Below are 20,295 nucleotides of genomic sequence, written 5' to 3' on the forward strand. Positions count from 1 at the left end.
TCCAATTTAGATCCGCGAGAACCTAAGGTCTCTCAAATCATTTTACATACATTAAAATATAGACGGGTTATTTTGCCACACGACCTGTAAGGTCGTTCCAAGACAAAATCAATTTTTTAGACAAAAACTCAGAACTGCTAGCTTGATCACTAACAAAGCGTCGGGATTAACGAGACGCAAAAGGTAAGAAGGCTCATTTAACACTATCTATAAAGATAAGGTGCCTCAAGAACACCCTGTATTAAACAAGCCTCTATTTTAAAAGTCTTAGCGACTAGATCATCTGAATGTCGATTTGGTTGTTGAGAGGTTTAACCTTCTCTTGCAACCTTTTCAGATCTTCAATGACCGCATCATTCAAGCGAGTCTCTGCCTTATGGCGCGTGAGATTCTGCTGCATGCGTTCTTTCTTCGTCAGTTCCTGTCTTGCCTCTCCGCGAGCCATATCTTTTACGATATGGTACAGCTCAGAAAGAGCAGGATACTCAGAATCAAAATCGACACGCTCATCACCCTGAACATTATCCATAATGATACACACTCGGATACTGATCTCAGGTAAGTCACATTGCCCTTGAATGCCCGCTAAGCACAAAGTACTTACGTTTTCGTAAATCGTCGCGTTACGTTTTTCAATGGCTAGTGCTTGATGCTGCTTTTGCAACTCCGTCTGCTTCTTCACTTGAAGTAGAAGGTAACCTGCGTAAGAGCCCAAGCCGAGAATGATCATTCCACCAGCAATTGCTAATAAGGTTACGTTCATTGGCTATTAACCTTTAAAGCTGTCTAAATCGAAATCTTCGAATTGAGATAGCAAGTCTTCGTCAGAGCTCGCTTTCTTCTTAGAGGCAACCGGTGCTTCTTCGAAGATCTCTTCTTCATCGTCTTCTGGCTCTAGTAGACCTAAGCGGCCCATTAGGTGTTCGATACGATCAAGTTTCTCATCAACAAACTTCTGTAGACCAGCACCTAGGTTTTCACCATTTTCGATACGATCTAGCAGTGTGTTCAGTTGAGCATCATTCTCAAGCATCTCTAACTCTTGTTCGTTAGATAGCTTGCGCTCTTGTTTAGTCGGCTTCTTCGCTGGTTCAACGATCAGCGGAATTTTTTTCTTACTGCCTAAACGAGGGTCACGAGCTTGTGCAGCTTTACGCTGTTTTGCTTCGCTACCATCTGAGTGACGGCTGCCAGACTTAAGGCCTTTACGCTTTTTAACACGCTTACGTTCACGACCTTCAACATCAGATTCACTACGGTTACGAGTAACCATAGGCTCCGGAGCGCCAAGTGCTCCCGGCTTTCTTGATTTCTTACTACGACCCATTACTGCACTTTCCTCAGTAAAATTACATCATTTCCAAAAAATTCTAGTTCGAGCTTATCCCGCTCTGCCAAAAACTGGAATGTTTGACGACTAAAGAAGACGACATGTGTCGGGTCATTCTTGTAGTGCCAACCAGCAAACGCGTCTACGTCTATTACTAGTTTAGTCATAAGACCAATCCAGCCCTTGGGTTTAACTAAATTCAACCATTGCTGCCACACTTTGTCTGGGTGATAAAGATGCTCTATCACCTCCGTGGCAGTCATAAAGTCATACGTTTTTTCCAACACAGAGGTATCTGGGTGGTAATAGATATCGTACAACTCCATGGTGTGTCCGGCTTCTTCTAACATAATAGATAGCGTAGGGCCTGGGCCACAACCAAAATCCAACCCTTGTGAGTTAGATGAAATTTTGTCTGTTAGTGGATCCGCGATGCGAGATAAAAAGCGGCGATAGCCTGCATCACTAGGATCGTTCTCATGGAGATCATAGTGTGCTTTTTCTTCTTTTGCTTCTAACCTTTGTTCAGGTTTAACAAATACCAGTTCACATTGCTGACACTGCAGATAGGCTCTGCGTTTGTCTTCAAAATAGTGATTCACGCCTTGGTGATGGCATAAGGGACAAGTATACATAGCACATCCTTAAACAGGGATGCGAAACATACCAGAAACTGAGTTTATAGTGGAGAGGTATTGGGTGTTTTTTCATCAAATCAATAAAAAAAGCGATAGGAAAACCTATCGCTCTCTAAATCTGCCTATATCGGCCAAAATTTGCATACTCAACTTGGTACACAAATCTCCATTTGTTATTGGTGCTTTCCATGCCAAATTTGTTTGTTGTTCATCGTCCTGATGAGTTTTGGCTATCCTTTTCTAACACCTTGTTGCTGGGCTGTCCTAGCCTGATCCGTTTCTGTCTATACCGTTAGACTAGATGATCATCCATATCTAAGTCAGCTCCTAGCTGATGGCGGTTACTTTACCGTGTTACAAAAAGACTACAAGAGTGCGACTTCACACTTTTGTACACAAATCGATCACACATTGATAAATCAGACATAAACACAAAATGCATTAATAAAACCAATACAAAAGAAAACGCCCCGACCATTACTGATCGGGGCGTCTCTTCAATCTCGCTCGAACGTACATTCCTTTACTCTGGCTAAGAGCAAGAAACCGACAAATTAGTGTAAACCACCAACGTACTTCGATAAGGTATCAATATCAGCGTCTGTTAACTTTTTAGCTACATCACGCATCATCGCATTCATGTCGTTATTACGGTCACCATCGCGGAATTTTTCAAGTTGAGCCTTGATGTAATCTGCGTGCTGACCTGAAATCTTAGGGAAACCAGAAAGTTCGGTACCATTACCACGTGGGCCGTGACAAGCAATACACGCCGTTACGCCGCGTTCTGCGTTACCCGCTGTGTAAAGAACCTTACCTTCATCTACTACATTTTCAGGAGTAGAGTTACTAGAGATAGGTAGAGAGGCGTAGTATGCCGCTAGGTCAGCCATATCTTCTTCAGATAAAGGCATCGCCATTGCACCCATTACAGGTTCGTAACGACCTTGCTTACCACCACTTGTCATACCTAGCTTAAGCTCTTTTAACTGCTTCTCTAGATACTTCTCATGTTGACCGGCCAGCTTAGGGTACTGAGTGATCAGACTGTTGCCGTCAGCACCGTGGCAGGCAACACATGTTTGTGATTTGGCTTTACCAGCTTCAATACTACCTTGAGCCCATACTGAGCAGCTGGCTAAAAGACTCAAAATTAGCGCTAATTTCTTCATGACATTCCATTATAATTATCAAGCTTCCAGTACCACTCTATGTTGCCACTCATGGTACAATAGGCGACCTTATGCCGAGCACGGTTATTTTACACAAATTCACAAAAAAGTAATCAATCGACTACACAAAGTCGAGATGGAGTTAACAGTGAGCGTAAAAATTCATTATCAAAACACGCATTTCATTACCAGTGCACCTGATATTCGTCATTTACCAGAAGACGAAGGGATCGAAATTGCGTTTGCAGGACGCTCCAATGCTGGTAAATCTAGCGCGCTAAATCGCGTTACTAACCAAAAAAGCTTGGCGAAAACCAGTAAAACACCCGGTCGAACTCAGCTAATCAACCTATTTAAGGTAACAGACGGTTGTCATATCGTCGATTTACCTGGATATGGCTTTGCTCAAGTACCACTTGAGATGAAGAAAAAATGGCAGAAGTCGCTAGGTGAATACCTACAACGACGTGAAAGCCTGAAAGGTTTAGTGGTATTGATGGATATCCGTCACCCAATGAAAGACCTTGACCAACAAATGATCTACTGGGCTATCGATAGCCGTATCCCAGTACAGGTTTTGTTAACAAAAGCAGACAAACTGAAAAGTGGTGCGCGTAAAGCACAGCTACTGAAAATCCGTAACGATGCAAAATCTTTCGGTGGTGATGTTGCGGTTGATGTCTTCTCTTCAATGAAGGGCATCGGCGTAGACCAACTGCGTGCCAAGATGGATGAGTGGTTTGCCCCAGCGCTTGCTGATCAAATCATTGATGAGTTAGCGGACGAAGAGCACAACGACTCAGAGTAGTTTCCCTACTTATCGCTATAGGTTAGAGCACTGACAACACGTGATTTAGCCTTATCAATGCCCCTCCTTATATAGGTGGGGTATTTTTTTGCCCAAAAATTAGTGAGTTAAGCCTAAGTTTTTAGTGTTAAAGATCGGATTTAGCCACTAAAACCAATAGAAGTGAACCATACTAAAAGACACATCTAAATAATCAGAACAATGAGAAAGGAATACTCATGTGGAAAACACCATTGGCCATCATTGCACTTATGTTGGTCTCATTGACAGGGTTTGCCTCTGAACCAGAACAAGAACAAGCCCCACTGATCAATGTCGATATGACATTAGACCTAGATGGCATGGAAAAGTACGCCCAAGATGCGAGTGAGTCTCTTGAGGTGATATCGGAATCTTTGCAGGCGATAGTCAACAACCCCAACCTAAGCGACGACCAGCAACAAGCCCTCAATCAAACCGTTGAAAGCATCAATAAGCTTGCGAACTCCACCAAGACATCCCTCAATCAACTGCCACAAGCCTTAGACCAATCTCGACTCGCCTTTAAACAAACCAGTCAAATGCTGTTGGATGATATTCAGACCAAGATCATCATTGCGCTGGCGGCCGTTATCGCCGTCATTATTATCGCTTTGACCGCTATCTATCTGCTTATCCTGAAACCAATGCAGCAAACCTTGGTAAAAGCGACCAACAATATCTCTTCGATGGCGCAATCCATCCAGATCACTGCCGAAGCACTGAAATACAGCACCGAGAAACAACAGAAAATCATGGATTACATTGAGCATTCACCGACTCAATACACTGATAAATAAAGCGTAACCCATCAATCCTTTATCAATCACTTGTAAAATAAAAGTTATTTCAAGTGATAAAACAATCGACTTAGAGACGGATTTAAATTACCAAAAGCTGATCGAATTCCAGATCTAAGGCAAATCAGGGGTTTATCACTGTGCTTGAGAAAGTGTAATAAAAGGCACTAAAAATGAGAGGTTTTACGGGGGAATTGCAGGGTGGAAATATTTTTCTTTCGCACAAGAAAAAACGCCCCAGTCAAATACTGACTGGGGCGGCTGAATCAGCCTAATCCAATAACGTGAAACAAAAGGTCTGAAAGATAGAACATCTTACCTCTGTACCCTACGAGATTTAATGTACAACAATTGCTCAGAAATGAAAACAACTTTTGTAGTTTTTTTTCATGAATGTTTTATTAAAACACCTAAATTCTTATTACGACTTAACTTTATTTGAGACAAAAAAAAGCCAGTGTTTGTGCACTGGCTCATACTAATTTGCTTATTAAGGTCAAAAACTGATTAGTGGGCTTGATCCCAGTTGTCACCGTGGCCAGCTTCCGCGACAAGCGGCACTTCTAGCTCTGCAGCGGATTCCATCAATTCTTGTACTTTACTTTCAATTTCGGCTAAAGATGACTCTTCCACTTCAAACACCAATTCATCGTGTACCTGCATAAGCAGTTTCACACGACCATCGCCTTCCGCTTGAATCCACTCATCCACCAACAACATCGCTTTCTTAATGATGTCTGCCGCTGTACCTTGCATTGGCGCGTTGATCGCCGCGCGTTCAGCTGCCTTACGACGCATGCCATTACGAGATTGAATCTCAGGAAGGTGCAGACGACGACCGTAAATGGTTTCAACGAAGCCTTGCTCTGAAGCTGCACTGCGCGTGTCTTCCATATACTGCATTACGCCAGGGTAACGCTCGAAGTAAGTATCCATGTAGTGCTGTGCTTCACCACGAGGAATACCCAGTTGCTTAGCCAAGCCAAAGGCACTCATACCGTAGATAAGACCGAAGTTAACGGCTTTAGCACGACGACGCTGCTCAGTCGTTACCTGCTCAATATCAACACCAATGATCTCAGCCGCCGTTGCCGCGTGGATATCTTTGCCTTGTTGGAATGCTTCCAGAAGCGCTTTATCACCCGAAAGGTGCGCCATGATACGCAATTCAATTTGAGAGTAATCGACCGCTAGAATCTTCCAACCATGTTGTGCAACGAATGCTTGGCGGATACGACGGCCTTCTTCATTACGAATTGGGATGTTCTGTAGGTTTGGATCCGTCGAAGACAAACGACCCGTTGCTGTCACCGCTTGGTGATAAGACGTGTGAACACGACCCGTTTCAGCGTTGATCATCTTCGGCAGTTTATCTGTGTACGTCGACTTCAGTTTCGCAAGACCACGATACTCAATGATCAGCTTAGGTAGCGGGTAATCAAGAGCCAGCTCTTGCAGCACTTCTTCGTTGGTTGAAGGCGCACCTGATGGCGTTTTCTTGATAACTGGCAGACCCATTTTCTCAAACAGGATCGCTTGCAGCTGTTTTGGCGAGTTCATGTTGAACTCTTGCTCTGCAATCTCGTAGGCTTTCTGTTCTAGCTCATCCAAACGAACCGCAATCTCTTGCGATTGAGCGCCTAGCAGCATGTCATCGATGAATACGCCAGTACGTTCAATACGAGACATAACAGGGATCAGTGGTACTTCGATTTCTTCATAGATGGCTTTTAGCTTTTCATCTTGTTCAATGTTTTCCATCAAACGGTTATGAAGACGTAAAGTCACGTCAGCATCTTCTGCTGCGTATGGAGACGCTTCACCCAGCTCAATCTGGTTGAAAGTAAGCTGCTTCTTACCTTTACCTGCGATTTGCTCAAATGAGATGCAGCTGTGCTGTAGGAAACGCAGCGCTAGGCTGTCCATATCATGCTTGCCACCTACGCTATTGAAAACGTAAGACGCCAGCATGGTATCGTGCTTGATGCCTTTCATCTCGATACCGTAGCGCGCTAGCACACTCATATCGTATTTAAGGTTCTGACCTACTTTCGCTTGTGCATCATCTTCAAGAATCGGCTTGAGCTGTTCAAGTACCCAATCACGATCCAGCTGCTGAGGTGCATCTAGGTAATCATGGGCAACCGGTACGTAAGCGGCAACGCCTTCTTCAGTCGCGAATGACAGGCCAACGAGGTTCGCCACCATGTAATCTAGGCTGTCTGTCTCAGTATCGAAAGCAAACACTTCAGATGCTTTCAATTTCTCTAACCAAACATTGAATGACGCTTCATCTAGGATGGTTTCGTAGTTGCTGCGATCAATCGTCACGGCAGAGGTGTTCATTTCTACGGTAGAAGTGGTTGATGCCGTATTGCTACGCACTGCGCCCGACTTTTCATCCGCCTCAACCACACCATTGCCACCTTCAAGTAGCTCGTTCAACCAAGACTTGAAGACCAGTTGACCGTATAGCTTAATCAGCTCATCCGTGTTTGGTTGGGCTTTTACAAGCGACTCAGGTGTCTCTTCTAACTCGACGTCCAGTTTGATCGTTGCAAGCTCGTAAGACATCTCAGCGTTGTCTTTATTATCAATCAGCTTCTTAGCCATGGTTTTTGAACCACGGAAGCCAAGAGCGGCAATATCATCCAGGTTTTGATACAGCTTTTCGATGCTACCAATGCCTTGCAGCAGAGCAGTCGCTGTCTTGTCACCGACACCCGGAACACCTGGGATGTTATCGACTTTATCACCCATCAGCGCAAGGTAGTCGATAATCAGCTCTGGTGGAATGCCAAACTTCTCAATCACGCCTTCACGATCCATTACCACGTTGGTCATGGTGTTGATCAGAGTAACGTTGTCATCGACAAGCTGCGCCATATCTTTATCGCCAGTACTAATAAGCACAGGCATACCCATCGCAGAAGCTTGAGAAGCAAGCGTACCGATCACGTCATCCGCTTCAACGCCGGGAATAGAGATAAGTGGCAAACCCATTGCACGAATCACATTGTGCAAAGGCTCAATCTGGCAACGAAGATCATCAGGCATAGGTGGACGATTTGCCTTGTACTCTGGGTACATGTCATCACGGAACGTCTTTCCTTTCGCATCAAAAATTACCGCAATACGATCAGAAGCAAATTGACGCATCATGCTGCGCAGCATATTAACTACACCGTAAACAGCGTTAGTTGGGATATCACCATTGCTCATTGTGCCAGGGTAAGCATGGAACGCGCGATATAGGTAAGAAGAGCCATCGATCAGAATCAATGGATTATCAGGAATACGAGCCATAATGTTTGTGTATCCAGTAAGTACAGAAATTATCTGTTAAGAATGCCACGTCTGTTGGTTGGATTCCACGTTGTCGATCTGTATCCGTTCACTCGGTTGTGTTCGTTATAATCGATTTGTTGTTATTTTTTGTTCTTAGACGCAAGCGTTCTGTGGATAACTCTGTTTATATTATTTATCCTCCCTGTTGAGAACTACGGTGAACAACTCAAAAAACACCAATAAACACCTGAAAATAAAGAATAATTTTACAGATCGAACAGATGATCAACGATCTTTTCTCGATCTTGCGTTGTGGAAAAGAATGCTGATGGCGTTTTATTCATAAAAATACGTGCCAATAAATATGCATCTTGTTGAAATGGTAGGTATAAAAAAAGCGACACCCGAAGATGTCGCCTAGCAAAAACCGGTAAAGCCATTCAAATTGAATACCACAGCTTTACCTAAAAGCTATAAATTACACTGGAAGCAATGTGAGCAATGTCGTGTCAAAAAGAACTTAGTACAAGTTCGCGAGAATTCTGTTGGGTAACCAAGTAGATACTTGAGTACTTAACATCCTTGTGAACATTTCCTCATTCCCTAAGACGAAGTTAATAATAATGATTCTCATTTAATAGTCAACACTTAAATGATAACAAATCTCATTTAATTTATAAGCCGTTAACAGCAGTGCTTAAATTTGCTTCAAAAAATGGATTCTATGGGCATTAATGTCTTCTTTTTCTTCAAATTTTTCGATTAGGTAACCGTTTCTCAATAACAGGCGCAACATTGCAGGGAACTGGTTACGAGACTTAACCTTTAACTGTCTGTAGCCCTGCTCTTTCGCCCACTGTTCCTGAGCGTCTAATTGCGCCTGTGCAACGCCTTTGTTCCTCGCGAGCGGTGACACGCCACCAAACCAGCTGTAAAAAGTATCTTGATCCAATTCATAGCCGATCTTAAAACCGAGCAGCACATCAGCTTCTTCAGCCACTAAGATAAGATTCTTTTTCCCTGCTAGCCGCTCTGAAAGAGAAGCAACACTCTCTTTTTTAGCGAACTCAGAGATCTGCTCGACCACAGACACCACTTCTTCTAACGAACCTTCACGCACGACAACTGACATCTTATTCATCCTTATAAACGAAAGGGCTGGCACAATGGCCAACCCTTTACTGATCACTTAAGTGAGCTCTACACGATTACTTTTCTTTTAAGTGCTCTGCGGCTTGTGCATTGTCTTCTGCAAGCCACTCAGCCACATCTTTAGCGAAGTAAGTAAGAATGCCATCAGCACCAGCGCGCTTAAAGCACAGCAGTGATTCCATGACGGTTTCACGCTCTTTTAGCCAACCGTTTTGAATCGCTGCTTTGTGCATCGCATACTCACCAGACACTTGGTAGGCAAATGTCGGAGCTTGGAGTTCATGCTTCACACGACGCACGATGTCTAGGTAAGGCATGCCAGGCTTAACCATCACCATGTCGGCACCTTCATTAAGATCCATCGCAACTTCGTGAATCGCTTCATCGCTGTTCGCAGGATCCATTTGGTAGTTCTTCTTGTTACCACCTTTCAGGTTAGACGCACTGCCGACTGCGTCGCGGAATGGACCGTAGTAACACGATGCGTATTTCGCAGAGTACGCCATAATTTGAGTATGAATATGACCCGCCTCTTCTAACGCTTCACGGATCTTACCAATGCGACCATCCATCATATCCGATGGTGCAACCACGTCAGCACCCGCTTCAGCGTGTGATAATGCTTGCTTGATCAAGACTTCAGTCGTCTCGTCATTCATCACGTAACCATCTTCATCGATGATGCCGTCTTGGCCGTGAGTAGTGAATGGGTCTAGTGCTACGTCAGTAATAACGCCAATGTTTGGCACATGCTCTTTTAGTAAACGTACAGCGCGCTGCACCAAACCTTCTGAGTTATGAGCTTCAGCTGCGCATAAACTTTTAGCATCTTGGTTCACGACTGGAAATAGAGCAATCGCAGGAACACCCAGCTTTGACAGGTAATCTGCTTCCTCAAGCATGTAGTCGATCGACAAGCGTTCAACACCTGGCATTGACTCGACAGGCTCGCGGCGGTCTTTACCCATCAGGATAAACATTGGGTAGATTAGATCATCCACAGACAATTGATTTTCTGCCATTAGGCGACGGCTAAAGTCGTGCTTACGCATACGGCGCATACGGCGACCTGGGAATTGACCTTGAATTGAAACAGACACTAGATTCTCCTTGCCTAGTCTAAGCACCGAAATACTTAGATATGAAAAGTGCTAAATACAGGCAAAAGCATATCACTGATGGCTCAGGACGCTAGCAGTAAAATATGAAACCCACTCAAAAACAGGGATAAATGGCAAAAAATGACCTTCTCCTCACACTGCCGTATACTCATGACAACTCAGTAAAGACCGCTTTCAGGACAAAACAATGATCGACACCCATGCTCATATTTACGCTAGTGAATTCGATGAAGACCGCGAACAAGTTGTGCAGCGTGCACTGGCTCAAGGGATTGATACCATTCTATTGCCGAACATCGATTTAGAATCTATCGAGCCAATGTTAGCGACGGAAGCGCAGTTTCCTGATGTGTGCCGCTCAATGATGGGCTTACACCCTTGTTATGTGGATGCGAATATCGAGCAAACCCTCAAAACCATTCGAGCTTGGTTTGATAAGCATGACTTTATCGCCGTGGGTGAGATTGGTATCGACTTGTACTGGGATAAAACCTTCAAGGCTGAACAAGAGATGGCGTTTGTGACTCAACTGCAGTGGGCAAAAGAGCTTGATCTACCTGTGGTGATCCACACTCGTGATTCCATTGAAGAGACACTTGCCCTACTTCGTAAAGAACAAGATGGCAGCTTACGCGGGGTATTTCACTGCTTTGGTAGCAGCTTAGAGGAAGCTCAAGCGATCAACGAGCTAGGCTTTCATTTAGGTTTAGGCGGCGTTTCGACCTTTAAGAATTCAGGGATGGACAAGGTGATCCCGCATCTCGATATGGATTACGTCATTCTAGAGACAGATTGCCCATACTTGGCACCAACACCGAATCGCGGTAAACGCAATGAACCAGCCTACACAGAATTAGTAGCAAAACGAATCGCTGAATTGCTCGGAATTACCCTTAAAGAAGTCGAAAACATAACCACCACAAATGCTAAGGCATTGTTTAATTTATGATAAATCTATTAATAAGTAATTATTACGGATTTTTCCTGAATTTATTTGAGAAAGATAAGTGACATGTATAGTATCAACCACCTGCATATGGAGGTAGTTGATTATGTGTGACCATTCACAACACTTACAACGTCAACATCGAACCCTATGGCATAAAATTTTGGGCATCAAAGAGCTCTATATATGTCAGAACTGTGGTTATCAGTTAAAGATTCGATAAACAGACATAATAAAAAAGCGGCCCTAGGCCGCTTTTTTATTATGTGATTTTTACTGAAGCATTCCGAATCAAGATTCAGCTTCTTCCTCTTCATCCGCATCTGGCTTACGCGTATAAAAACGTGCGAAGAACAGACCAATCTCAAACAAAATACACATTGGAATCGCCAACAGCGTTTGCGAGATCATATCAGGTGGTGTCAGCATCATACCTATGATGAAAGCACCCACAACAATGTAAGGACGCTTTTCAGACAGAGATTGAGGCGTTGTTGCACCCGTCCAACACAACAAGATAATCGCAACTGGCACTTCAAAGGCAATACCAAAAGCAAAGAACAGCGCGAGTACAAAATCAAGATAGCTTGAGATGTCGGTTGCGAACTCTACTCCCCCTAATGATATGGCCGTAAAAAAGCCAAATACCAATGGGAATACAATAAAGTAAGCGAACGCCACACCACAGTAAAACAGCAATGAACTTGAAGCCAATAGCGGCATGATCAAGCGTTTTTCATGCTTGTATAAACCCGGAGCAACAAAAGCCCACACCTGATACAAAATAAACGGAACCGCGAGGAATATAGACGCGATCAAGGTTAATTTCAGCGGTGTGAAAAATGGCGATGCAACATCGGTTGCGATCATCGTCGCCCCTTCAGGTAGACGATCTACCAAAGGTGCTGATACGAATTCATAAATATCATTAGCAAAATAAATTAGCCCGACAAATATCACTAGCACCGCGACAATCGCACGTAGTAGGCGATTACGTAGTTCTAGAAGGTGGCTAATTAAAGGCTGTGTCTGCTCAGTCGAAGACATGTCAAACCTCTTAAACAGGAAGATCGAAAAGGAGCCGCGCGTGTATCTATCCAGTTGAATTGGTATCCACTTGAATAGTTATTTACTTGAATAGCTATCTATTTAAACATCTAGCGACTCAAGTATCCGGCGACTCCTCCTTGCGAGACTATTCGGCTTTCTTATCTGACGGTGCTGAAGCTTCGCTGTTGACCTGAATGGTTTCAGATTCCACAGTTTCCGTGACACTAGGTTTAGTCTCACTTGGCTTATCAGACTCAGGCTTAGCATACGGACGTTGAACCTCAGCAGCGGCCTGCTTGAGTTCATCGACTGACGCTTTAAGGTCTGGAGATAAATCTTCCATTCCCATTTTTTCCGCCTTGCGTAGGTTTTCTTGCAGCTCTTGCACCTTAAGCTCATGAGAAAGTTCATCTTTCACACTATTTGCCATGCTTTTCGCTTGTCCAACAAACTTGGAAATACTGCGAATCGCCACGGGCAAACGCTCAGGCCCTAAAACCACTAACCCAACGACAGATATTAATACCAGTTCCCAAAAACCGATATCAAACACGATTTACGCCTGCTCTTTGTCTTTCTTTGTTTCAGCAGTTGTTTCAGCGTGAGCTTCTGTCTTCTGCTGTTCAATATTCTTTGGTTCGAAGTCTGCATCTTTCTTATCTGCAGGCTTGTCTTCATCGCTCATCGCTTTTTTGAAGCCTTTAACCGCTGAACCTAAGTCACCACCCATACCGCGCAGTTTCTTTGTTCCGAATAGCAAAATTACAATTACAGCAATGATTAGAAGTTGCCAAATACTGATACCACCCATTGTCATTGTCCTCGGGTCTGTCTACACATAAAAATATTAAGAGAGTCTACTGTCTAACGACGGTAAGCTCGCCAACTAAGCAACCAAAATGTGACACCTGCGATGCCACAGCCCATAGATAGCTGCTCATAAGGGCTTGAAACTAATATTGCGGAGCATACGACTAAAGTGGCTCCAACGCCAAACAAAAACTTTCCAGTTGCTTGCTGACGCTTACTATCTCGGTAGCCTTGATAAAGCTGATCCATTCTGTGGTTCATCGCTTTACCTTGGCGCAAGCTGTCATAAAGTAGCTCTGGCAGCTCTGGCAGTTTTTCTGCCCAGAATGGCGCGCGCTCTTTTACTGCGTTAATCACAGCTTGCGGCCCCACCTGATTCATCATCCAGGTTTCAAGGAAAGGCTTGGCTGTTGCCCACAAATCAAGTTGCGGATACAACTGACGACCTAGACCTTCCACATACAACAAGGTCTTCTGTAGAAGTACCAACTGAGGCTGAACCTCCATGTTGAAACGTCTTGCTGTATTAAATAAGTTTAGCAACACATGGCCAAATGAGATCTCGCCAAGTGGTTTTGCAAAAATTGGCTCACACACCATACGGATCGCGAACTCAAAATCATTGACGTTGGTGTCGTGTGGCACCCACCCCGAATCCACGTGCAGCTCGGCAACTTTACGGTAATCTCGATTGAAGAAAGCCAACAAGTTCTCGGCTAAATAGCGCTTATCTTCGCTGTTGAGCGTGCCGACAATGCCGCAATCCAAACCAATCCACTGAGGGTTATCTGGATTCTCTGGGTTAACGAATACGTTGCCCGGGTGCATGTCTGCATGGAAAAAGCTGTCTCGGAATACTTGGGTGAAGAATACCGTCACACCGCGTTCCGCGAGCAATTTCATGTTGGTACCGTTGGCTTCTAGCGTCTCAATATCGGAGACTTGAATACCGTAGATACGCTCTGACACCATCAGGGTTTCGCTGCTTAGATCAGGGATAACCTCTGGAACATACAGCTCTTCACTGCCTTCAAAATTACGTCGCAGTTGAATGGCATTGGCTGCCTCTCGGCGCAGATCCAATTCATCGAGTAACGTTTTCTCGTACTCGTGAACCACTTCAACCGGTTTCAAACGACGTGCTTCAGGAAGCGACTTAGCGACTATACGCGCCATTCGGTGCATCAGTTTTAGATCTGCATCAATCACTGGGCGAATATCAGGTCGAATTACCTTCAGAACAATCTCGCGACCGCTCTCTTTAAGCTTTGCGGTATGCACCTGAGCAATAGAAGCAGAAGCCAGTGGCTCGATATCAAAGTCGGTAAACCAGTTATCTAAACTACCACCGAGCGCCTTTTCCATATCTTGCTTAGCCAGTTGTCCATCAAACGGCGCAACTTGGTCTTGCAACAACGCCAACTGATCGGCGATATGAGGAGGGAACAGATCACGACGTGTCGACATCATCTGTCCAAACTTGATCCACACTGGACCAAGTTCTTGCAGCGCAAGGCGCAAGCGATGACCCAACTCTTTATCTTGATGCTTGTTCTTGAGCCAAAACAGTGACTTTCGCGCCAACAAAGGGGCTTTAGTCAGTTGGTGTTCCGGCATCAACTCATCAAGGCCGTACTCCAACTGTACCTTGATAATATGATAAAGACGTTTCAGTTCTGCTGGGGTCATGCTTTCTCCAACAGAGCGTTCAACTTAGCTTCAAGACGAGCAGCGGAGCTTTTTACGTCATCAACTTGGTCGCAAAAGTGCGCGACTTCTAACGGTGCGGGTGCGATCTTCCACTCTTCAGTCAGAACTTGAGCTACATGGTTTTGATGCTTAGTCGCCTGTTTTGCTACAAAGCCACCGACGTTTTTAACGCCTTGCACCAAGGTATGCGCAACCACATCGCCCGTTACGCGCGATAACCACTCTTCCAAATCAGGCTTGCAGTCTGTCATCAGCTGAGCAAATTTCTGAGCCAGTTGAATATCACCCTCTAAGATAAGCTTATCTTGCTTGATCAGCTTGGTGATGTTCGATTGCTCACGCAGTTCCGGTAACACCGATAGGTTCAAAGATAGGTAGCAATCAGGCTGCCCTTCATATTCAGACAACACATCGATTTGTTGGCTGAAAACGAAAGTGAGTGTTTTATTCAACTCTTTCAAATTAACTTGAATGATCTGCCCCTTTAAACGAGACAAACGACGAACCAAGGCTGGATCATCGTTCACGAAAGTATTTAAAGAGGTTTCAATAACCGCGGTTACCAATGGATCAAATGGCATGACTGTCCTTACCTTTGAAAACGGATAAGCCTTAACCTATCCGTTCTGTCTTTATTCTTATTGTTTAGCACGCCCTAAGAGCCTGCTACCAAGTTCGACTAGAACTTGTAACCACGGTGCAGCGCAACAATGCCGCCCGTTAGGTTGAAGTATTTTGTATTTTCAAAACCCGCTTCTTGCATCATGCCTTCCAAGGTTTCTTGGTTCGGGTGCATGCGGATTGATTCTGCAAGGTAACGATAGCTGTCTGCGTCGTTGGCAATCAGCTCACCCATTTTTGGCAACAGGTGGAAAGAGTAGGCATCGTAAACCTTTGATAGAGGTTCAAGTACTGGCTTAGAAAACTCAAGAACCAACAGGCGACCGCCCGGCTTCAGCACGCGGTACATTGAACGCAGCGCTTGGTCTTTATCGGTTACATTACGCAGACAGAAGCTGATGGTAATGCAATCGAAGTAGTTGTCTGGGAAAGGCAGCTCTTCAGCGTTTGCTTGAACGTAATGTACGTTGCCAACAATACCACTATCACGCAGCTTATCACGGCCAACATTCAGCATTGAGTTGTTGATATCAGCAAGAACCACGTGGCCTTTTTCACCAACGATACGCGAGAACTTCGCAGTCAGGTCACCGGTACCACCACCAAGGTCTAGGATACGTTGACCCGGGCGCACGCCACTGCAATCAATCGTAAATCGCTTCCACAAGCGGTGAACACCACCCGACATTAAGTCATTCATGATGTCGTATTTAGCGGCTACAGAGTGAAATACCTCTGCTACTTTCGCGACTTTTTCGTCTTTTGCGACTGTTTCGAAACCAAAGTGTGTGGTTTCTGACTCTACTGCTGAATTTGTCTGCACGCTTGTGTCCATAATGCTGTTATCTACCATGGTAAGTTCTCATCGACAGCGCTCTTTGTATTTAGAGGCGCTGCGGCCGATTAGTTTACTTTATCCTCAGCAGGTTGTCTTTCTACTAAGGAGGCATTTTCTGAAAAAGCCTCATTTTGCGCCATTTCAGCCAAACCAATCGAGATCGGCTTCTTCACTTCAACACCCAATTGCTTGAAGCTTTCGGCCTGACGAATCACGTTACCCCGCCCCGTCACTAGCTTATTCATCGCCCCTTGGTAGCTTTGGTTGGCTCTATCAAGCGAACTGCCAAGGCCTTCCATATCATCAACAAACAGGCGCAGCTTGTCGTAAAGCTTGCTCGCACGTTCCGCGATAACTTGTGCGTTCTGGTTCTGTCTGTCGTTACGCCACAGGTTATCAATGGTACGCAGTGCCACCAGCAGAGTGGTTGGGCTGACCAAGATGATGTTTTGCTCCATCGCATCTTTCACCAAGCTAGGATCAGCCTGAATCGCCACTTGGAATGCTGGCTCAACCGGGATAAACATCAATACGTAATCCAGGCTCTGTATGCCTTTGAGCTGATGATAATCTTTCTGGCTCAAGCCTTTGATATGCGCTCGCAATGACACCAAGTGATCACGCAATGCAGCATCGCGTTGCTGATCGGTTTCGGCATTGAAGTAGCGCTCAAAGGCCACCAGCGCCATTTTTGAATCGACCACCACTTGCTTGTCTTGTGGCAGATGCACGATCACATCCGGTTGGTAGCGCTTACCCGCATCGTTTTGCAGGTTCACTTGCGTTTGGTATTCGTGACCTTCGCGCAACCCTGATTCAGCAAGCACCCGTGCCAGTACCACTTCGCCCCAGTTACCTTGTTGTTTGTTATCGCCCTTTAGCGCTTGAGTCAGGTTCACCGCTTCACGTGTCATGCTCTCATTGAGACGTTGTAGGTTCTTAAGCTCATGCACCAAGGTATGACGCTCTTTGGCCTCTTGGCTGAAGCTGTCGTTCACTTGTTTCTTGAAGCCTTCCAACTGCTCTCTTAGTGGAGACAACAAACCTTCTAAGCTCTGCTTATTCTGCTGATCGACCTTGGCAGTTTTGGTTTCAAACAATTGGTTCGCTAACAATTCAAACTGCTGCTTAAGTCGAGATTCGGCTTGTTCTAGTAGTTGCAGCTTTTCACTATTGGCGAGGTTTTCTTGGTCATGCCTTGCTTCTTGCTCGCGCAGCTCGGCTTCTAATTCAGACTTATGATCTTTAAGCACATTGATCTCATTAGCGTACTGCTGGCGCTCTTGCTTGACCGCCTCAAAGTAACGCAGCTTTTCCATCGCAGCCATCACCTTACCGTGCGCCTGCTTGAGCTCGAATGCCGCTTTGTCTCGGTCATCATCTAACTCATTGAGTTCTTGTTGCGCCTCTGCGAGTGATGCTTTGAGCTGAGCTTGCTGAGATTCATACAACAAACGATCGGACTCTAGCTGCTGCTCTAGCAATCGCTGCTGAAAAGAGAGCTTCTGTTTAATCCACCAACCCACCACACCACCGCTGACGAGCGCGCCAGAAATTGCAGCAATAAGCGTTGCCTGATGTTCGATAATCCATTGCATGATAATGATTTAGCCTAATTGGAAATAACTCATTAAATGGTATTTTGATACTGGATAAATGTCCAGTTTGCCGTATTAAAATTCGACAGATAGACTAGGCGCTCCGTATTCTGTCCCATCAAATTAGAATGAGTTGCCATGAACGAACGTCGTGCCTTGGGCTTTGGCCTTTCCGCAGTACTGCTGTGGTCAACGGTCGCTACTGCTTTTAAGCTGACCCTTGCTGAGTTTTCACCTATTCAAATGCTGACCATTGCCAGTATTGTGTCGTCGATTGCGCTGATCGCAGTCTGCGCCTTTCAAGGCAAGCTTTCTCAGCTGAGTACTACGTTTCTTTCAAATCCTTGGTATTACTTACTGCTCGGCTTAGTTAACCCATTGGCCTATTACCTGATTCTATTCAAAGCCTACGACCTGCTGCCCGCTTCTCAAGCTCAAGCCATCAACTACAGCTGGGCTATCACGCTAACCTTAATGGCGGCGGTTTTTCTGGGGCAAAAGATTCGTAAGCAAGATTGGATTGCGTGTACCTTCAGCTATGCGGGTGTGGTAGTTATTGCCACCAAAGGCGATGTCCTAGGCATGCAGTTCGATAGCCCACTAGGTGTGGCACTGGCGCTGCTTTCTACTCTACTTTGGGCAGGATATTGGATTCTCAACACCAAAAACAAGGCTGACCCAGTGGTTGGCGTACTGCTTGGTTTCTTGGTGGCATTACCATTCGCGATCGGTTTAACCCTTTTTGAGGGCGAAAGCTTTAGCCAAATTACGGCGAAGGGTTGGATGGCGGTGACTTACGTTGGATTATTTGAGATGGGTATTACCTTTGTATTGTGGTTATCAGCACTCAAGTTAACCAACAATACGGCACGTATCAGCAACCTGATTTTTGCCTCACCGTTTATCTCACTGATGCTACTTTCAACCATCATAGGTGAAGAGATTCACCCTGCAACACTGTTTGGTTTGGTACTGATCATTGCTGGCTTGGTGATTCAACAGATCAAGTTTTCAAAAAACAAAGCTGCGTAAAACAAGCGCTAAAAGATTCGATTGATCACGAAAAGCCATCGATAAAGTCGAATCTAGAGCTGGAAAAAATATTAGATACAAAAATGGCGAGTCATATGACTCGCCATTTTTATATAATTTAAAATCTAGTGAGTAAGCTAAAAGCTTAAACCCACTGACCTGCTGCAAAGCCAGAACTCCAACACCATTGGAAGTTATAGCCACCAAGCCAGCCAGTAACATCCATCACTTCACCGATGAAATAGAGGCCTGACACGCTCTTACATTCCATGGTTTTTGAAGATAAGTGATTGGTGTCTACGCCGCCTAGAGTTACTTCGGCAGTACGGTAACCTTCGGTGCCGTTTGGCGCGATTTTCCAGTTTTCAAGATGCTCTACGATGTCATTCAGCTGTTTTTCATTGAACTGCTTGAGCGGCTTGTCTTCCAGCTCTTTGCGGTCAATCAACACTTCCACAAAACGCTTTGGCAGTGCTTTCGCCAAGGTATTTTTCAGGCTCTGATTTGGGTGTTTCTCGCGAGAGTTAGCCAGCAGTTCAGCTACATCGACTTCAGGTACTAGATTAATCGAAACCGACTGACCCGCTTTCCAGAACGAAGAAATTTGCAGTACTGAAGGACCCGATAGGCCGCGGTGAGTAAACAACAACGCTTCTTTGAACAAGGTTCCGTCTTGCGCGGTGATCTCGGCAGGAATTGCGATACCAGAAAGCTCTGCGAAAGCTTCTTTATCTTCTTTATGTAGAGTGAATGGCACTAAGCCCGCCGTAGTCGGCATCACAGACAAACCAAATTGCTCGGCAATCTTATAGCCAAATGGTGTTGCGCCCAGCTTAGGCATCGACAAACCACCTGTTGCCACAACGAGTGAGTCACACTCAACTTCGTCGGTATTAAGGTGCATCTTAAAGCCAGCGTCTGTTTTTTCGATGGAGTGAACATCACAACGGTAGCGCTGTTCGACTTTCGCCTGCTTACACTCGTCAAGCAGCATACTCACGATATCTTTTGCTGTGTGGTCATTCACACAGAACAACTGGCCGTGATCGCGCTCTTCGAACTCAATACCGTACTTACTCACCATCGAGATAAAATCCCAGTTGGTGTATTGAGATAAAGCTGACTTCACGAAGTGAGGGTTGTTACACAGGAAGTTGTTGGCTGAAACATCATAGTTAGTGAAGTTACAACGACCGCCACCTGAGATTAAAATTTTTCTGCCTGGTTTCTTTGCATGATCAACCACCAGCACTCGTCGGCCGCGTTTACCAGCTTCCGCAGCACACATTAAGCCTGCGGCGCCCGCACCAATTACGATTACATCAAATTTTTCACTCATGTGGTTCTGCTTTTCTTCACTTTT

20 protein-coding genes are annotated in these 20,295 nt (G+C 45.0%); 4 read left to right on the top strand and 16 right to left on the bottom strand.

From position 1 onward, the window contains the following. Positions 1 to 274: 274 nt before the first annotated feature. The 4 genes from OCV20_RS16115 to OCV20_RS16130 all read right to left on the bottom strand — a co-directional run bounded on the left by OCV20_RS16115 (position 275) and on the right by OCV20_RS16130 (position 3,140). On the bottom strand, positions 275 to 763 hold the full coding sequence (locus tag OCV20_RS16115) for a DUF2489 domain-containing protein (protein WP_086774458.1): 489 nt from the start codon (positions 761 to 763) through the stop codon (positions 275 to 277). A gap of 6 nt (positions 764 to 769) precedes the next feature. After that, positions 770 to 1,327: a Der GTPase-activating protein YihI gene (gene yihI / locus OCV20_RS16120; protein WP_017060163.1), complete on the bottom strand. Its 558-nt coding sequence runs from the start codon at positions 1,325 to 1,327 to the stop codon at positions 770 to 772. Continuing rightward, the gene (locus OCV20_RS16125) at positions 1,327 to 1,965 is read right to left on the bottom strand and encodes a class I SAM-dependent methyltransferase (RefSeq protein WP_048612436.1); all 639 of its coding nucleotides are present in this window, start codon (positions 1,963 to 1,965) and stop codon (positions 1,327 to 1,329) included. Before OCV20_RS16125 ends, yihI begins: the two co-directional genes overlap by 1 nt. Before the next feature lie 557 nt (positions 1,966 to 2,522). Next, positions 2,523 to 3,140 carry a c-type cytochrome gene (locus OCV20_RS16130; protein WP_012602993.1) on the bottom strand — a complete coding sequence of 206 codons (618 nt, stop codon included), beginning with the start codon at positions 3,138 to 3,140 and terminating at the stop codon, positions 2,523 to 2,525. Positions 3,141 to 3,288: 148 nt separating this feature from the next. Between OCV20_RS16130 and yihA the strand changes: the two genes are divergently transcribed. Continuing rightward, the gene (gene yihA / locus OCV20_RS16135; RefSeq protein ID WP_017060162.1) at positions 3,289 to 3,948 is read left to right on the top strand and encodes a ribosome biogenesis GTP-binding protein YihA/YsxC; all 660 of its coding nucleotides are present in this window, start codon (positions 3,289 to 3,291) and stop codon (positions 3,946 to 3,948) included. A 218-nt stretch (positions 3,949 to 4,166) separates the two neighbouring features. Further along, a complete protein-coding gene (locus tag OCV20_RS16140) occupies positions 4,167 to 4,766 on the top strand; it encodes a hypothetical protein (protein WP_059021868.1) in 600 nt (199 codons plus the stop codon). 266 nt (positions 4,767 to 5,032) lie between these two features. Here the strand turns inward: OCV20_RS16140 and spfP are convergent, their stop codons facing one another. From spfP to hemB, 4 genes are all read right to left on the bottom strand, one after another. Continuing rightward, the gene (gene spfP, locus OCV20_RS25960) at positions 5,033 to 5,080 is read right to left on the bottom strand and encodes a small protein SpfP (RefSeq protein ID WP_438356636.1); all 48 of its coding nucleotides are present in this window, start codon (positions 5,078 to 5,080) and stop codon (positions 5,033 to 5,035) included. Positions 5,081 to 5,273: 193 nt separating this feature from the next. Next, a complete protein-coding gene (polA, locus tag OCV20_RS16145; protein WP_086774457.1) occupies positions 5,274 to 8,072 on the bottom strand; it encodes a DNA polymerase I in 2,799 nt (932 codons plus the stop codon). 679 nt (positions 8,073 to 8,751) lie between these two features. Beyond that, complete coding sequence (locus OCV20_RS16150; protein ID WP_086774456.1) at positions 8,752 to 9,186, bottom strand: GNAT family N-acetyltransferase; 435 nt, start codon at positions 9,184 to 9,186, stop codon at positions 8,752 to 8,754. Positions 9,187 to 9,262: 76 nt separating this feature from the next. Further along, a complete protein-coding gene (gene hemB, locus OCV20_RS16155) occupies positions 9,263 to 10,306 on the bottom strand; it encodes a porphobilinogen synthase (protein WP_017060158.1) in 1,044 nt (347 codons plus the stop codon). 208 nt (positions 10,307 to 10,514) lie between these two features. On the opposite strand from hemB, the gene OCV20_RS16160 reads away from it, so the two are divergent. Continuing rightward, positions 10,515 to 11,276 (top strand): TatD family hydrolase, encoded by a 762-nt coding sequence (locus OCV20_RS16160; protein WP_086774455.1) that lies wholly within the window; start codon positions 10,515 to 10,517, stop codon positions 11,274 to 11,276. Positions 11,277 to 11,564: 288 nt separating this feature from the next. Here the strand turns inward: OCV20_RS16160 and tatC are convergent, their stop codons facing one another. The 7 genes from tatC to rmuC all read right to left on the bottom strand — a co-directional run bounded on the left by tatC (position 11,565) and on the right by rmuC (position 17,900). Next, positions 11,565 to 12,320 (bottom strand): twin-arginine translocase subunit TatC, encoded by a 756-nt coding sequence (tatC, locus tag OCV20_RS16165; protein ID WP_017060156.1) that lies wholly within the window; start codon positions 12,318 to 12,320, stop codon positions 11,565 to 11,567. Positions 12,321 to 12,468: 148 nt separating this feature from the next. Further along, positions 12,469 to 12,876: a Sec-independent protein translocase protein TatB gene (gene tatB / locus OCV20_RS16170; protein ID WP_048612432.1), complete on the bottom strand. Its 408-nt coding sequence runs from the start codon at positions 12,874 to 12,876 to the stop codon at positions 12,469 to 12,471. A 3-nt stretch (positions 12,877 to 12,879) separates the two neighbouring features. Beyond that, positions 12,880 to 13,134 carry a Sec-independent protein translocase subunit TatA gene (gene tatA / locus OCV20_RS16175; RefSeq protein WP_017060154.1) on the bottom strand — a complete coding sequence of 85 codons (255 nt, stop codon included), beginning with the start codon at positions 13,132 to 13,134 and terminating at the stop codon, positions 12,880 to 12,882. Positions 13,135 to 13,187: 53 nt separating this feature from the next. Beyond that, positions 13,188 to 14,822: a ubiquinone biosynthesis regulatory protein kinase UbiB gene (ubiB, locus tag OCV20_RS16180; RefSeq protein WP_017065813.1), complete on the bottom strand. Its 1,635-nt coding sequence runs from the start codon at positions 14,820 to 14,822 to the stop codon at positions 13,188 to 13,190. Continuing rightward, on the bottom strand, positions 14,819 to 15,424 hold the full coding sequence (locus tag OCV20_RS16185; RefSeq protein WP_017063051.1) for a ubiquinone biosynthesis accessory factor UbiJ: 606 nt from the start codon (positions 15,422 to 15,424) through the stop codon (positions 14,819 to 14,821). The genes ubiB and OCV20_RS16185 overlap by 4 nt, the downstream gene beginning before the upstream one ends. Before the next feature lie 98 nt (positions 15,425 to 15,522). Then, entirely contained in the window at positions 15,523 to 16,302 is a 780-nt protein-coding gene (ubiE, locus tag OCV20_RS16190) for a bifunctional demethylmenaquinone methyltransferase/2-methoxy-6-polyprenyl-1,4-benzoquinol methylase UbiE (protein WP_026012235.1), read from the bottom strand. A 65-nt stretch (positions 16,303 to 16,367) separates the two neighbouring features. Beyond that, a complete protein-coding gene (gene rmuC, locus OCV20_RS16195; protein WP_086774454.1) occupies positions 16,368 to 17,900 on the bottom strand; it encodes a DNA recombination protein RmuC in 1,533 nt (510 codons plus the stop codon). Positions 17,901 to 18,038: 138 nt separating this feature from the next. On the opposite strand from rmuC, the gene OCV20_RS16200 reads away from it, so the two are divergent. Continuing rightward, positions 18,039 to 18,932, top strand: coding sequence for a DMT family transporter (locus OCV20_RS16200; protein WP_048617749.1), 894 nt, complete (start codon positions 18,039 to 18,041; stop codon positions 18,930 to 18,932). A 145-nt stretch (positions 18,933 to 19,077) separates the two neighbouring features. Here the strand turns inward: OCV20_RS16200 and OCV20_RS16205 are convergent, their stop codons facing one another. After that, on the bottom strand, positions 19,078 to 20,271 hold the full coding sequence (locus OCV20_RS16205; RefSeq protein WP_050053166.1) for a BaiN/RdsA family NAD(P)/FAD-dependent oxidoreductase: 1,194 nt from the start codon (positions 20,269 to 20,271) through the stop codon (positions 19,078 to 19,080). Positions 20,272 to 20,295: the final 24 nt, after the last annotated feature.

The sequence above is a fragment of the Vibrio coralliirubri genome (assembly GCF_024347375.1).
GTDB lineage: Bacteria > Pseudomonadota > Gammaproteobacteria > Enterobacterales > Vibrionaceae > Vibrio > Vibrio coralliirubri.

Coding starts and splice junctions, on each gene's coding strand:
- OCV20_RS16115 (WP_086774458.1), bottom strand. CDS start 763: ATGAACGTAACCTTATTAGCAATTGCTGGTGGAATGATCATTCTCGGC.
- yihI (WP_017060163.1), bottom strand. CDS start 1,327: ATGGGTCGTAGTAAGAAATCAAGAAAGCCGGGAGCACTTGGCGCTCCG.
- OCV20_RS16125 (WP_048612436.1), bottom strand. CDS start 1,965: ATGTATACTTGTCCCTTATGCCATCACCAAGGCGTGAATCACTATTTT.
- OCV20_RS16130 (WP_012602993.1), bottom strand. CDS start 3,140: ATGAAGAAATTAGCGCTAATTTTGAGTCTTTTAGCCAGCTGCTCAGTA.
- OCV20_RS16140 (WP_059021868.1), top strand. CDS start 4,167: ATGTGGAAAACACCATTGGCCATCATTGCACTTATGTTGGTCTCATTG.
- polA (WP_086774457.1), bottom strand. CDS start 8,072: ATGGCTCGTATTCCTGATAATCCATTGATTCTGATCGATGGCTCTTCT.
- OCV20_RS16150 (WP_086774456.1), bottom strand. CDS start 9,186: ATGTCAGTTGTCGTGCGTGAAGGTTCGTTAGAAGAAGTGGTGTCTGTG.
- OCV20_RS16160 (WP_086774455.1), top strand. CDS start 10,515: ATGATCGACACCCATGCTCATATTTACGCTAGTGAATTCGATGAAGAC.
- tatC (WP_017060156.1), bottom strand. CDS start 12,320: ATGTCTTCGACTGAGCAGACACAGCCTTTAATTAGCCACCTTCTAGAA.
- tatA (WP_017060154.1), bottom strand. CDS start 13,134: ATGGGTGGTATCAGTATTTGGCAACTTCTAATCATTGCTGTAATTGTA.
- ubiB (WP_017065813.1), bottom strand. CDS start 14,822: ATGACCCCAGCAGAACTGAAACGTCTTTATCATATTATCAAGGTACAG.
- OCV20_RS16185 (WP_017063051.1), bottom strand. CDS start 15,424: ATGCCATTTGATCCATTGGTAACCGCGGTTATTGAAACCTCTTTAAAT.
- rmuC (WP_086774454.1), bottom strand. CDS start 17,900: ATGCAATGGATTATCGAACATCAGGCAACGCTTATTGCTGCAATTTCT.
- OCV20_RS16200 (WP_048617749.1), top strand. CDS start 18,039: ATGAACGAACGTCGTGCCTTGGGCTTTGGCCTTTCCGCAGTACTGCTG.
- OCV20_RS16205 (WP_050053166.1), bottom strand. CDS start 20,271: ATGAGTGAAAAATTTGATGTAATCGTAATTGGTGCGGGCGCCGCAGGC.